Consider the following 12,792-nt stretch of genomic DNA (forward strand, 5'->3'; position numbering starts at 1 on the left):
GGGCAGGGGCGGGCGAGCCGACCGGGGACGGCGGCTCGCGTATTCCGGCGCAGGTGCCGCGGGCCGCGGCGGAGGGGGGCGAGGCCGTGGGGGAGGAGCGCCGGCGGTCCGGTCTCTCCGAGCGCGACCTGTCCGTGCTCGCCGTGGAACGCCGCGGCTGGTCCGGGCCCGGCATGAAGGAACGCGCCATACGCGAGCAGCTGGAGATGTCGCCCACGCGCTACTACCAGCTCCTCAACGCGCTGTTGGACGACCCGCGCGCCCTCGCCCACGACCCGGTCACCGTCAACCGGCTGCGCCGCCGCCGCGAAGCCCAACGGGCCCGCCGCTGATGGGAGTCGACGTCATGACGGGAGCACGCACCCCACGGGGCCCGGCGCCGTGACGGCTCCGGAGCCGACCATCCTGGCCACCTCCGGCGGGCACCGCACCGGCGCCCGCAGCCGGGTGCTCTTCGACGCGCTGGTGCACCACGCGGTGGACCTGTCCGGCGCGCACGGCCGCCGCCCCCGCGTCCTGTACATCGGGACGGCGATCGGCGACTCCGAGCACTTCGCGGCGCGCATGGCCGAGGCCGCGCGGGTGGCCGGATTCGACCTCACCCCGCTGAACCTCTTCCCCATGCCCAACGTCGAGGACGTCGAGGGCACGGTCCTCGCTCAGGACGTCGTATGGGTCATGGGCGGCTCGGTGGCGAACCTGCTGGCCGTCTGGCGCGTGCACGGCCTCGACCGCGTCCTGCGCCGCGCGTGGGAGGCGGGCGTGGTGCTCAGCGGAGTGAGCGCCGGGTCGATCTGCTGGTTCCAGGGCGGTGTCACCGACTCGTTCGGCCCCGAACTGCGCCCGCTCACCGACGCGTTGGGCTTCCTGCCATACGGCAACGGGGTGCACTACGACAGCGACCCGGGCCGCCGCCCCCTCATACACCGGCTCGTCGCCGACGGCACCCTTCCCACCTCGCACTGCACGGACGACGGAGTGGGGCTCGTCTACCGCGGCACGCGGCTGGACGGGGCCGTCACCGAGATCCCGGGCAAGGCCGCCTACGCCGTCGTGCGGGAGGGAGGCTCGGCCGTCGAGGAGCGCATCGAGCCGCGCGGGCTGCCGCCCGTCGACGGGTAGGCTCGCGGCATGGCCGACGTTCCGACTCCCCGTACCGACGCAGGCCGGGAGGGGCTCGCCGCGATCCTCTCGGAGCCCCGGCGTGCCCTCGTGGCCTTCGACTTCGACGGCACCATCTCCCCGATCGTCGCCGACCCCGCCGACGCCCGCGCACATCCCGGCGCCGTTCCGGTGCTCTCCCGACTCGCTCCGCGCCTGTGCGCGGTCGCCGTCGTGACGGGACGCCCGGCCGAGGCCGCGGTCCGCCAGGGCGGCCTCGGCGGCGCCGAAGGTCTGGAACACCTCACCGTGCTCGGCGCGTACGGGGCGGAGCGCTGGGACGCCGCCACGGGCAGGCTGAGCACCGCGCCGCCGCCTCCCGGTGTCGAGGCCGTACGGGCCGAACTGCCCGCGCTCCTGGACGTCTTGGGCGCCCCACCGGGCACCTGGACGGAGGACAAGGGCCGCGCCGTGGCGGTGCATACGCGGCGCACGGACGATCCCGTGGCCGCCTTCGAGCTGCTGCGCGCCCCGCTCCACGAACTGGCCGACCGGCACGGTCTCGTCGTCGAACCGGGCCGCATGGTCCTGGAGTTGCGCGCCCCCGGCGTCGACAAGGGCGCGGCGCTGACCGAGCACCTGCGGGAGGTGGGCGCCGGGTCCGTGCTCTACGCGGGCGACGACCTCGGCGATTTGGCCGCGTTCGCGGCCGTGGAGAAGCTGCGCGGCGAAGGCGTGCCCGGTCTGCTGGTGTGCAGCGGCGGCGGCGACACCGGCGAGTCCGTTCCAGAGGTCGCCGACCGGGCCGACATCGTCGTCGACGGGCCGGCCGGTCTCGTGGGGCTGCTGGGCGGACTGGCCGACTCCCTCACGGAGCGGAGCGGTTAGGGCCCGTCCGGCGGTGTCCGCCCGGAGACCGCCTGGCCGGTCCCGCGGTGTCCCGTGCCCGGATATCCGGTTGCCGGGCCGCGAGCAGGGCCGTACGGTCCCGGAATGTCCCTGCGTGTTCGTATGCGTCAAGCCCTGCCGGAGGCGATGCGCGCCCGCGACAAGGCCGCGGTGAGCGCCCTGCGCGCCACGCTCGCCGCCGTCGACAACGCGGAAGCGGTGCCTGTGGACGAAGCCGGGACGCGCGGCCCGGCCCTCGAACAGTCACCGGTCGGCGTCGGTGTCACCGAGGCGGTACGGCGTGAGCTGAGCGAGCGCAAGGTGGCGGACATCGTGCGGGCCGAGGCCACCGAACGGCTGGAAGCCGCAGCGCAGTTGACGGTGCCCGCCCACGCGGACCGCGTCGCCCGGCTCCATGCGGAGGCAGCTGTGCTGCTCCGCATCCTCGACGGCACCCCGTAGGACCCGTAGGACCCGCAGGACACCGGCGGCACCCGGAGTACTACGCGTCGCGCAGCGCGTGCAACTGGTCGAGGAACCAGCGGGTCGGGGGGGTCGCCGTCGCGGCCGCCGCCAGCCTCTTGGTGCGCTCCGCCCGGCGGCCGTGCTCCAGGGTCAGCGCCTCGTGCAGCGCCCGGGCCGTGTCCCCGATGTCGTACGGGTTGACCACGAAGGAGTCCTCGCCGAGTTCCGCGTAAGCACCCGCCTCGCGCGAGAGGACCAGGGCGCAGCCGTCGTCGGAGACGACCGGGACCTCCTTGGCGACCAGGTTCATCCCGTCGCGGATCGGGTTGACCAGTGCCACGTCGGCCAGGCGGTACGCCGCCAGCGAGCGCGCGAAGTCGTCCTTGAGGAAGAGCACGACCGGCGTCCACTCCGGCGTCCCGTACGTGGAGTTGATCTCGTCCGCGACGCGCGAGACCTCGCTCATGTAGTCGCGGTAGACCGCGAGGTCCTGCCGTGAGGGGTAGGCCAGAGCGAGGTGCACGACGCGCCCGCGCCACTCGGGCCGGTCCGCGAGCAGACGCTTGTACGCGTGCAGCCCGCGCACGATGTTCTTGGACAGCTCGGTGCGGTCGACCCGCACGATGGTGCGCCGCGGCCGCCCGTCGCCGTCGCTGCCGACCTCCTCGCGCAGCAAGGCGATCCGCTCCTCGACGTCGTCCCGCCCGGCGCGCTCCCTCAGGAACTCCGCGTCCGCGCCCAGCCCGTGCACTCCGAGGCGCGTGGTCCGGCCGTCGCAGCTGATCTCCAGCTCGCCGGTCGACTCGTCCTCGGCGACGGTCGCCCCCAGCACGTCCGCGCAGCAGTCGGCGAATGCGCGCGCCCAGCGCCGCGTGAGGAACGCGGCGCGGTCGGTGCCCAGGATTCCGCGCAGGACCTCACGCGCGACGGCGCCGGGCAGCATCCGGTAGTAGTCCGGCGGCGCCCACGGCGTGTGCGAGAAGTGCCCGATGCGCAGATCGGGGCGGCGCTCGCGGAGCAGCCCGGGCACCAGCGTCAGGTGGTAGTCCTGGACCAGTACCGTCGCACCCTCCGCCGCCTCCTCGTCCAGCGCCTGCGCGAAGGCCGCGTTGTAGCGCTCGTACGACGCCCACTGCCGCTCGAACTCCGCGTCGAAGGACGGTTCCAGAGGCGTCTGGTAGAGCATGTGGTGGACGAACCAGAGCACGGAGTTGGCGATGCCGTTGTAGGCGTCGGCGAAGGTCTCCTCGGGGATGTCCAGCATCCGTACCGACTGGCCGCCGGTGTCGGCCGGGTCCGGCTTGCCGCCCGTGCGGCGCACCGCCTCCCGGTCGCCCTCACCGAGAGCGGCGCACACCCACACCGCGTTGCCGCCGCCGGCACCGTCCCCTGCCTGCGGCGGGGAGGCCCCATTCGCGATGGCCGAGAGCCCCGAGACGAGGCCACCGCCGCCGCGCTTCGCGGAGAGCGATCCTCCCCCAGAGCCTCCGGCCTGGGAGGTGCCCCCAGAGACGGAGTACGAGACGGGGCCCCGGTTCGACGCGACCAGTACGTCCGCCAGGGTCTGCTGGGATGCGCGTTCGACGGCCATGGCCCGAGCTTAGCCGCGCCCGGATCCACGCAAACGTGACGCGCGTGACCCCGCTCAGGCCGCCCGGCGGTCCGCGTACTCCGCCATCTCACGCATCGGTGGTCGCTCCACGGTGTCGACGGCGTGGCTGCGGGCCGCGAACCCGCCGGGGCCGGCGCCCCGTTCGAACTGGGTGAGCGTCGGCCTGACGAGGTGGCTGCCCCGCGCCAGGCGGAGCTGTGCCGTGTGGTGGATCGCGGCGGCCATCCGGCCGAGCGCCTGCCCGTCCTGGTGCCGGTGCCGCCGCACGCCGACGTCGGCCTGCGCGAGGGCGTCGAGGCCCGCGGTGTGCAACGAGTCGACGAGCAGCCCCAGTTCGACGCCGTAACCGACGGGGAAGGGCAGCTGCTCGAGCAGCGTGCGCCGCGCCGCGTACTCCCCGCCGAGCGGCTGCACGAACCCGGCGAGCCGCGGCCAGTGGAGGTTGAGCAGGGGCCGTGCGACGAGTTCCGTGACCCGCCCGCCGCCGGCCGGGTCGTCCCCGAGCGGCCTGTCGTACATCGCCTTGACCAGCCGCAGCCGCGGATCGGTGAGCAGGGGCCCGACGACGCCGGAGACGAAGCGGGCGGAGAAGTCTTCCAGGTCGGCGTCCGCGAAGCAGACGATGTCGCCGCTCGTCACCAGCAACGATCGCCACAGCACCTCACCCTTGCCGGGCAGCGCGGGCAGTCTCGGGAGCACCTCGTCACGGTGCACGACCCTCGCGCCCGCGGCGGCGGCGACCTCGGCCGTACGGTCCGTGGACCCGGAGTCCATCACCACCAGCTCGTCCACGAGGGCGGGAGCGCCGGCCATCAGCTCGCGCCGGATCACCGACACGATGCCGCCGACGGTCCGCTCCTCGTTCAGCGCGGGCAGCACGACGCTCACCCGGGACCCGGTGTGCCGCTTCGCCGCCAGCAGCTCGGGCAGAGGCCGGCCGGCCGACGAGTACGACCGGTGCCTCAGCCACTGCCCGACTTCCTCCAGCACGCGGCCCCCCTTGTGATCCATCTCGCGGTACGGACGCCTGTCTCGATGCGCAGGCCTGTCGGTTACAGTCTTGAACAACGCGGACGGCGATCGCATGCCGGGCCCGGCCCGGCGCGCTCGACCACCCCGCCTCACAACTTCACACCGCTCATCCAGAGGGGCAGAGGGAACGGCCCGTTGAAGCCCCGGCAACCCTCCGGCCGGTCTCGCGCAGTACGTCGTGAAGCGAGGCTCCCGGCTCGGGAAGGTGCCAATTCCGTCTCGTGGCGAGATACGTCACGAGGAAGATGAGGAGAAAGGGCCTCGCCGAATCATGGCTGTTCAAGCTGCCGCCAGCACGCTCGCCGACTCCACCGGAGCAGGCGCCGCGCTCGGCCCCGCCGCAGCGCTCTCCTGCCGCGAGTGCGGGGAGCGCATCCCCCTCGGTCCGGTCTTCGCCTGTGAGGCGTGTTTCGGGCCGCTGGAGATCGCGTACGAGTTCCCCGGCGGCGGCACTTCAGGGTCAGCGGCGCTCCGTGAACGCATCGAGGCCGGTCCGGACAACATCTGGCGCTACGCGCCGCTGCTGCCGGTTCCCGCTGACGTGGCCACGAAGCCCAACACCAATCCCGGCTTCACCAAGCTCGTCCGGGCCGACCGGCTTGCGCGTGAGCTCGGCGTCACGGGCTCCCTGCACATCAAGGACGACTCCGGCAACCCGACGCACTCCTTCAAGGACCGTGTCGTGGCCATCGCCGTGGAGGCGGCCCGCGCCTTCGGCTTCACGACCCTCTCCTGCTCCTCGACGGGCAACCTCGCGGGCGCCGTCGGCGCCGCGGCCGCCCGGGCGGGGATGCGCTCCTGCGTGTTCATCCCGCACGACCTGGAGCAGGGCAAGGTCGTCATGGCGGCCGTCTACGGCGGCGAACTGGTCGGCATCGAGGGCAACTACGACGACGTGAACCGTTTCTGCTCCGAGCTGATCGGCGACCCCGCGGGCGAGGGATGGGGCTTCGTCAACGTCAATCTGCGCCCGTACTACGCCGAGGGCTCCAAGACCCTCGCGTACGAGATCTGTGAACAGCTGGGCTGGCGGCTGCCGGACCAGCTCGTGGTGCCCATCGCCTCCGGCTCCCAGCTCACGAAGATCGACAAGGGGCTGAAGGAGCTGATCGCCCTCGGCCTGGTCGAGGACAAGCCGTACAGGATTTTCGGTGCGCAGGCGGAGGGCTGCTCGCCGGTCTCCCGCGCCTTCAAGGACGGGCACGACGTCGTGCGTCCGGTCCGCCCGGCGACGATCGCCAAGTCGCTGGCCATCGGCAACCCCGCCGACGGGCCGTACGTGCTGGACATCGCGCGCCGTACGGGCGGCGCCGTGGAGGACGTCGACGACCAGCAGATCGTCGACGCGATCAAGCTGCTGGCGCGGACCGAGGGGATCTTCGCCGAGACCGCCGGCGGAGTGACCGTCGGCGTCACGAGGAAACTGATCGAGGAGGGGAAGCTCGACCCGTCCCTCACCACCGTCGTCCTCAACACGGGCGACGGCCTGAAGACCCTGGACGCGGTGGCCCCGACCACCGGACCGTCCGCCGTCATCCGTCCCAACCTGGACTCCTTCCGAGAGGCTGGTCTCGCATCATGAGCGTGAACGTCCGTATCCCGACCATCCTGCGTACCTACACCGGCGGGCAGGCAGAGGTGAGCGCCGAGGGGGCGACCCTCTCCGAGGTGCTGACCGATCTGGAGAAGAACCACACCGGAATCGGCGCCCGGGTGCTCGACGACGCGGGCAACCTGCGCCGTTTCGTCAACGTCTACGTGAACGACGACGACGTCCGCTTCGAGCAGGGTCTCCAGACGCCGACGCCGGACGGTGCCGGCGTCTCGATCATTCCCGCGGTCGCCGGGGGCTGCTGAGGTCTCGTGAGAGGTCGGTGAAGGCCCCTTGCCGGGGCCTGCCGTCCCCTACTGTCGAACCGCCTTCTCCGGGAACAAGTGAGCGAAACGGAGGGGGCGGTTCCGCGTGTGGGGACGCGATAGGGTTGCGGCCAATCCCCCCCCCGACGACTCACCCGGCGTATGCCGGCAGCATATGAGAACGCGACAAGTTGTGCCCGAATTCGGGGCGGCAATTGTCGTGTTGGCGCGCTATGCCCGGCCTTGCTTGCCCCGCTTCCTCGGGGATTGCGGGCTTTTGGGCCCTCCGTCGGTGCTCAGATTTCTCGCCCTCGTGACCTGTTGCAGAGGGCGTCCGTGCAGATACATTCAGCCGCGGTCGACGCCTTCCGGTGTACGACTCCGCACGCCTGCGGGGTTGTTCAGGAGGTGAGGTCTGACCCGGGCTCGCGAAGTGCGGGCCCGTGCAAGGGCCAGTAATAGGGGAGTTAGGGATGGCTCAGGGCACCGTCAAGTGGTTCAACGCGGAGAAGGGATACGGCTTCATCGCGGTCGACGGTGGTGCGGACGTGTTCGTCCACTACAGCGCGATCCAGATGGACGGCTACCGCACCCTGGACGAAGGACAGCGGGTCGAGTTCGAGATCTCGCAGGGTCAGAAGGGGCCGCAGGCGGACATGGTCCGTGTGACTGCCTGAGCACCCGCAACACTGCGCAGAGCTGCAACAGCCGTAACCACAGCCGTAAGTAGGGCCGTGCCCCGTGAGGGGTACGGCCCTTCTGTGCTGCCCGCCCTTCCGCTTCCGTCGCGGATCCGGCCGCGCGGCGCGCCCGGACCGGCGGGACCACTCCCCGGACCGATCGGTTGCGCCCTCCCCGGCTCGGTGTGATGTCCTGGGGGCGCTTGCACTCGCAGGGGTCGAGTGCTAATCATTGCGTTAGCACTCTCCGAGTGAGAGTGACAGTCAAGGACCGGGTCGGTGAGGCCCGCTCGCCGGGTGGAGCAAGGAACCACGCGGCCGAGGGCCGTCCGTCGCGGGCGCCAGCGCGGTCCGGTATATCCGTCCCCTGGTTGTGCAGGGGGATCCCCAGTCCGGGAGGGACCACTTCACATGGCCAAGATCATCGCGTTCGACGAGGAGGCACGGCGCGGCCTCGAGCGCGGGATGAACCAGCTCGCCGACGCCGTCAAGGTCACGCTCGGCCCCAAGGGCCGGAACGTCGTGCTGGAGAAGAAGTGGGGCGCCCCCACGATCACCAACGACGGTGTCTCCATCGCCAAGGAGATCGAGCTCGAGGACTCCTACGAGAAGATCGGCGCCGAGCTGGTCAAGGAGGTCGCGAAGAAGACGGACGACGTCGCCGGTGACGGCACGACGACCGCGACCGTCCTCGCCCAGGCGCTCGTCAAGGAAGGCCTGCGCAACGTGGCCGCCGGCGCCAACCCGATGGCGCTCAAGCGCGGCATCGAGCGCGCCACCGAGGCCGTCTCCGCCGCCCTGCTGGAGCAGGCCAAGGACGTGGAGACCAAGGAGCAGATCGCTTCCACGGCCTCCATCTCCGCCGGCGACCCGCAGATCGGTGAGCTCATCGCCGAGGCGATGGACAAGGTCGGCAAGGAAGGCGTCATCACCGTCGAGGAGTCGCAGACCTTCGGGCTCGAGCTGGAGCTCACCGAGGGCATGCGCTTCGACAAGGGCTACATCTCCGCGTACTTCGCCACCGACATGGAGCGCATGGAGGCGGAGCTCGAGGACCCGTACATCCTCATCGTCAACTCCAAGGTCAGCAACGTGAAGGACCTCCTTCCGCTGCTGGAGAAGGTCATGCAGTCGGGCAAGCCGCTGCTGATCATCGCCGAGGACGTCGAGGGCGAGGCCCTCTCCACGCTCGTCGTCAACAAGATCCGCGGCACCTTCAAGTCCGTCGCCGTGAAGGCTCCGGGCTTCGGTGACCGCCGCAAGGCGATGCTCGGTGACATCGCCATCCTCACCGGCGGCACGGTCATCTCCGAAGAGGTCGGCCTCAAGCTTGAGAACGCCGGTCTGGAGCTGCTGGGCCGCGCCCGCAAGGTCGTCATCACCAAGGACGAGACCACGATCGTCGACGGCGCGGGTGAGAGCGACCAGGTCGCCGGCCGCGTCGCGCAGATCCGTGCCGAGATCGAGAACTCGGACTCGGACTACGACCGCGAGAAGCTCCAGGAGCGTCTGGCCAAGCTCGCCGGCGGCGTCGCCGTCATCAAGGCCGGTGCCGCCACCGAGGTGGAGCTGAAGGAGCGCAAGCACCGCATCGAGGACGCGGTGCGCAACGCCAAGGCCGCCGTCGAGGAGGGCATCGTCGCCGGTGGTGGCGTGGCTCTGCTCCAGGCTTCCAGCGTCTTCGAGAAGCTGGAGCTGGAAGGCGACGAGGCGACCGGCGCGCAGGCCGTCAAGCTCGCGCTGGAGGCCCCGCTCAAGCAGATCGCGATCAACGCCGGTCTCGAGGGCGGCGTCGTGACGGAGAAGGTGCGCAACCTCAAGCCCGGTCACGGCCTGAACGCCGCCACCGGGGAGTACGTCGACATGCTCGCCGAGGGCATCAACGACCCCGCGAAGGTGACGCGTTCCGCGCTGCAGAACGCCGCCTCCATCGCGGCGCTCTTCCTGACGACGGAAGCCGTCATCGCCGACAAGCCGGAGAAGGCCGCCGCGGGTGCCGGCGACCCGACCGGTGGCATGGGCGGTGGCATGGACTTCTGATCGCGCAGCGATCGGAGTCCGCTCCACGAGGAGGACGGCTGCCTCCCGGCACGGAACGGACCGAGGGCGGCATCCCGGAAGGGGTGCCGCCCTCGGCGTGCGTGCGGCGTCTGTTCGGCGCCGAGGGGAGCGCCTTCTCAGACGCGCGCTCCGTTGTCGTGTGCTGCGCGGCGGGTTCTCGATGGCGCGGGCCCGGGCCCGTTACCTCCGGGCCGGGGCGGAGTGTGCGCGCGGGCCTCGAGTTCGACGGCGAGCGGCGCACCGACGAACAGCGACGAGTACGAGCCCACGACGATGCCGATCAGCAGTGCCAGGGCGAAGTCGCCGAGCGAGTCTCCGCCGAGCACCGCGAGCGCGGCGATGATGAACAGCGCGCCCATGCCGGTGTTGAGGGTGCGCGGCACCGTCTGGACGACCGCGTTGTTGACCACGCTCCGGAAGGATGGCTTCAGCGTCGGCCTCCGCACGCCGTTTCCGGGCCCGTGGCCCTGCTCCTTCCCCCGGCCGGTCCCCTGCCCGTGCCATTCGGAGCGGACCCTGTCGAAGATGACGACGGAGTCGTTCACCGAGTAGCCGATCACGGTCAGCAGCGCGGCCAGGAACACTCCGTCGACGGGCTTCCCGAGCCATGCGAAGGCGCCGACGAGGATCACCGCGTCATGGGCGAGTGTGAGAACGGCCGACGCACCGAACGTCCACCGGAACCTGAAGGCCAGATAGAGCAGCTGGGCGCCCAGCGCGACTCCGAGGGCGATCAGTGCGTGCCGCCGCAGCTCGTCGCCGAGGCTCGGCCCGAACAGTTCGTCGCGCACCTTCTCGGCGTCGCCTCCCAGGCCGTCCAGCGTCGAACGGACCGTCTCCGCCTGGTCGTTGGTGAGCTGTTCGGACCGGACGGTGATCTCGTGACCGCCGCTCTCACCGCCCGACCCGGAGCTCTGCACGACGGTGTCCGGCAGGCCCGCGTCCGTGAGCGCCGCGCGAGCGGCCTCCGGATCGACCGCGCGGCTCGTCGAGTACTCCACGAGCCGCCCGCCGGTGAACTCGACGCCGAAGTCCAGCCCGCGCAGCACGATTCCCCCCACCGCGAGGACGACGGCCGCGGCCGACACCGCGAGCAGCCTTCTGCCGTGCCGCATCCAGTCCGGATTCCGTTTCGTCAGACGGGTCCGTACTTGTCCCAGCCCGGCCAGGCCCGAGATCCGCGGATGGGCGCGGACGGCACGGCGGTTGACGGCGAAGTCCACCAGCACTCTCGTGACGACGAGCGCGCTGATCATCGAGGCGAGCACCCCGATGGAGAGCGTCACGCCGAAGCCGCGCACCGGCCCCGAGGCGAGTGTGAACAGCAGCAGGGCGGCGAGAAGGGTGGTGACGTTGGAGTCGGCGATCGCGCCGAACGCACCGCGGAACCCCTTCGCCGAGGCGGTGCGCAGGCTTCTGCCGCGTCCGTACGCGTACTCCTCGCGGGCCCGTTCGAAGACGAGCACGTTCGCGTCGACGGCCATGCCGATCGCGAGGACGAAGCCGGCGAGGCCCGGCAGCGTGAGGGTGGCGCCGAACGCCAGCAGCGCGGAGTAGGCGGTCAGCCCGTAGCACAGCAGGCCCACGGCCGTGAGCGCGCCGAACAGCCGGTAGACGCAGACGACGAACCCGGACGTGAGCAGCACTCCGATCGCGGCGGCCCAGGCGCTGTCCTCGATCGCCTCGGCACCCAGCGTGGGGCCGACGGTGTGGTGTTCGATCACCTCGACCGGCAGGGGGAGGGCGCCGCCCTCGATCAGCGTGGCCAGCTCCTTCGCTTCGTCCTCGCTGAAGTCCCCTGTGATCTGCGTGTTCCCACCGGCGATGCCGTGTCCGCAGGAGACCGACGGGTCGATCTGCGGTGACGAGATGACTTTCTTGTCGAGCACGATCGCGACGCGGCGCTGCGGGTCCCCGACCGGATTGCACGCGGCCTTGCCCGTCAGGTCCGCCCAGCGTTCCTTGCCCTTGTCGCGGAAGCCGAGGTCGATGAACCAGCCGGAGCCGCGCTGCGGATCGACGGCGGCTCGGGCGGACTTCACCTCGTCACCCGTGATGGCGGTGGCGCCCAGCCGCACCGGCCTGCCCGACTCGTCGGTGAGCGCGTCACCGCCACCGGTCCTGGAGCCGTTTCCCTGCGGAGCGCCCGTGACGGGGCGGAAGGTCAGCTGCGCGGTGCGCCCGAGGACCTCGGTCGCCTCCTTCGCGTCCTGAAGGCCGGGGAGTTCGACGATGATGCGGTTGTCGCCGGAGCGTACGAGGCTGGGTTCGGCGACTCCGAGCGCGTCGACGCGCCGTCGCAGGACCTCCATCGTGTCGTCGGTGCCGGCGGGTGTCGCTTTCGCTGTCGCGGAGTCACGGGACTCCAGGACGATCTGGGTTCCGCCTCGCAGGTCGATGCCGAGGCGGGGTTGCTGGGTCAGGGCGAGGACCGCGGAGAGAGCCATCACGGCAAGCGCGATCACCGCCCGCACCTTGTGGGCGCGAGTCATGGGGTTCTGCCTCCTGCACAGGCACACCGGGTCGCTTCAGGGACCGCGGTGGTGAGGATGACGGCACCGGCGTGCGCAGGAATGCGGCTGCCGGGTGCCGTTTCGGTCGGAGCTCAGATGCCTGTGCGGGCCGGGGGAGCGCGTCCTTGGCGCGGCGAGCGGTGCGTGAGGTCGGCGGTGGAGAGCTGCGGGCGCTCCGGCAGTACATGGCCGGGCTGCTTCTGCGAGCCGTCGTGTCCGACCGCGGGAAGCAGCGGGAGGGGAGCCTGAGTGGCGGCGTGCGCCGGATGCGCGACCGCCGTCCGGAGATGCTGCGGCGGGTCCTGGTGGTGCGTACCGACCGACTGGCCGGCGGACCGGAAGTCGTGGGCGCCCGGCTGGTGCTGCACCGCCGCGGAGCCGCCGAACAGGGCGAGCAGCACCGCGAGCAGGACGCCGGGCACGCTCGCCGGCAGACCCGCCTGCCGGCGCGGGCGGGGCCGTGCGCCGGCCGGTGAGGAGGGCGAGCGGCGGTGCACGGGGGCCGGACGGTGTACGCGGTCCGCGCTGTGTGCCACCTCGCCCTCCTCGCCTCGCTCGACGTCCGTGGCCGGGAGGCGCGGAC

At 71.5% G+C, this 12,792-nt stretch carries 12 protein-coding genes and 1 riboswitch; of the genes, 8 read left to right on the forward strand and 4 right to left on the reverse strand.

The genetic code is table 11. The annotated features are described in order from the left end of the window. Window positions 1–53: 53 nt before the first annotated feature. From EV375_RS21625 to EV375_RS21640, 4 genes are all read left to right on the forward strand, one after another. Window positions 54–332: a DUF3263 domain-containing protein gene (locus tag EV375_RS21625; RefSeq protein WP_486588766.1), complete on the forward strand. Its 279-nt coding sequence runs from the start codon at window positions 54–56 to the stop codon at window positions 330–332. A 49-nt stretch (window positions 333–381) separates the two neighbouring features. Then, complete coding sequence (locus EV375_RS21630) at window positions 382–1,122, forward strand: peptidase E (protein WP_130301047.1); 741 nt, start codon at window positions 382–384, stop codon at window positions 1,120–1,122. 9 nt (window positions 1,123–1,131) lie between these two features. Continuing rightward, on the forward strand, window positions 1,132–1,989 hold the full coding sequence (gene otsB / locus EV375_RS21635; protein WP_130301049.1) for a trehalose-phosphatase: 858 nt from the start codon (window positions 1,132–1,134) through the stop codon (window positions 1,987–1,989). A gap of 147 nt (window positions 1,990–2,136) precedes the next feature. Then, on the forward strand, window positions 2,137–2,451 hold the full coding sequence (locus tag EV375_RS21640) for a GatB/YqeY domain-containing protein (protein WP_130302021.1): 315 nt from the start codon (window positions 2,137–2,139) through the stop codon (window positions 2,449–2,451). A gap of 40 nt (window positions 2,452–2,491) precedes the next feature. Here the strand turns inward: EV375_RS21640 and EV375_RS21645 are convergent, their stop codons facing one another. Beyond that, on the reverse strand, window positions 2,492–4,045 hold the full coding sequence (locus tag EV375_RS21645) for a trehalose-6-phosphate synthase (RefSeq protein WP_130301051.1): 1,554 nt from the start codon (window positions 4,043–4,045) through the stop codon (window positions 2,492–2,494). Between the two features lie 54 nt (window positions 4,046–4,099). Further along, entirely contained in the window at window positions 4,100–5,056 is a 957-nt protein-coding gene (locus EV375_RS21650) for a glucosyl-3-phosphoglycerate synthase (RefSeq protein WP_130301053.1), read from the reverse strand. 145 nt (window positions 5,057–5,201) lie between these two features. Continuing rightward, a riboswitch (SAM riboswitch) is annotated at window positions 5,202–5,350 on the forward strand. A 19-nt stretch (window positions 5,351–5,369) separates the two neighbouring features. Here EV375_RS21650 and thrC point away from each other — a divergent pair. From thrC to groL, 4 genes are all read left to right on the forward strand, one after another. Next, a complete protein-coding gene (gene thrC, locus EV375_RS21655; RefSeq protein ID WP_130301055.1) occupies window positions 5,370–6,680 on the forward strand; it encodes a threonine synthase in 1,311 nt (436 codons plus the stop codon). Next, on the forward strand, window positions 6,677–6,955 hold the full coding sequence (locus EV375_RS21660) for a MoaD/ThiS family protein (RefSeq protein WP_055484045.1): 279 nt from the start codon (window positions 6,677–6,679) through the stop codon (window positions 6,953–6,955). The genes thrC and EV375_RS21660 overlap by 4 nt, the downstream gene beginning before the upstream one ends. Before the next feature lie 473 nt (window positions 6,956–7,428). Next, window positions 7,429–7,632 carry a cold-shock protein gene (locus tag EV375_RS21665; RefSeq protein WP_028429801.1) on the forward strand — a complete coding sequence of 68 codons (204 nt, stop codon included), beginning with the start codon at window positions 7,429–7,431 and terminating at the stop codon, window positions 7,630–7,632. 414 nt (window positions 7,633–8,046) lie between these two features. Continuing rightward, a complete protein-coding gene (groL, locus tag EV375_RS21670) occupies window positions 8,047–9,675 on the forward strand; it encodes a chaperonin GroEL (RefSeq protein WP_130301057.1) in 1,629 nt (542 codons plus the stop codon). Window positions 9,676–9,812: 137 nt separating this feature from the next. Here the strand turns inward: groL and secD are convergent, their stop codons facing one another. Then, window positions 9,813–12,188 (reverse strand): protein translocase subunit SecD, encoded by a 2,376-nt coding sequence (gene secD / locus EV375_RS21675; RefSeq protein ID WP_130301059.1) that lies wholly within the window; start codon window positions 12,186–12,188, stop codon window positions 9,813–9,815. Window positions 12,189–12,301: 113 nt separating this feature from the next. Further along, a complete protein-coding gene (locus EV375_RS21680; protein ID WP_130301061.1) occupies window positions 12,302–12,745 on the reverse strand; it encodes a hypothetical protein in 444 nt (147 codons plus the stop codon). Between the last annotated feature and the right edge of the window lie 47 nt (window positions 12,746–12,792).

The sequence above is a fragment of the Streptomyces sp. CNZ301 genome (genome assembly GCF_004217425.1).

What these genes read in the sequence shown, in the direction of transcription:
- otsB (WP_130301049.1), top strand. Translation starts at nt 1,132, where the DNA reads ATGGCCGACGTTCCGACTCCCCGTACCGACGCAGGCCGGGAGGGGCTC.
- EV375_RS21640 (WP_130302021.1), top strand. Translation starts at nt 2,137, where the DNA reads ATGCGCGCCCGCGACAAGGCCGCGGTGAGCGCCCTGCGCGCCACGCTC.
- EV375_RS21645 (WP_130301051.1), bottom strand. Translation starts at nt 4,045, where the DNA reads ATGGCCGTCGAACGCGCATCCCAGCAGACCCTGGCGGACGTACTGGTC.
- thrC (WP_130301055.1), top strand. Translation starts at nt 5,370, where the DNA reads ATGGCTGTTCAAGCTGCCGCCAGCACGCTCGCCGACTCCACCGGAGCA.
- EV375_RS21660 (WP_055484045.1), top strand. Translation starts at nt 6,677, where the DNA reads ATGAGCGTGAACGTCCGTATCCCGACCATCCTGCGTACCTACACCGGC.
- EV375_RS21665 (WP_028429801.1), top strand. Translation starts at nt 7,429, where the DNA reads ATGGCTCAGGGCACCGTCAAGTGGTTCAACGCGGAGAAGGGATACGGC.
- groL (WP_130301057.1), top strand. Translation starts at nt 8,047, where the DNA reads ATGGCCAAGATCATCGCGTTCGACGAGGAGGCACGGCGCGGCCTCGAG.
- secD (WP_130301059.1), bottom strand. Translation starts at nt 12,188, where the DNA reads ATGACTCGCGCCCACAAGGTGCGGGCGGTGATCGCGCTTGCCGTGATG.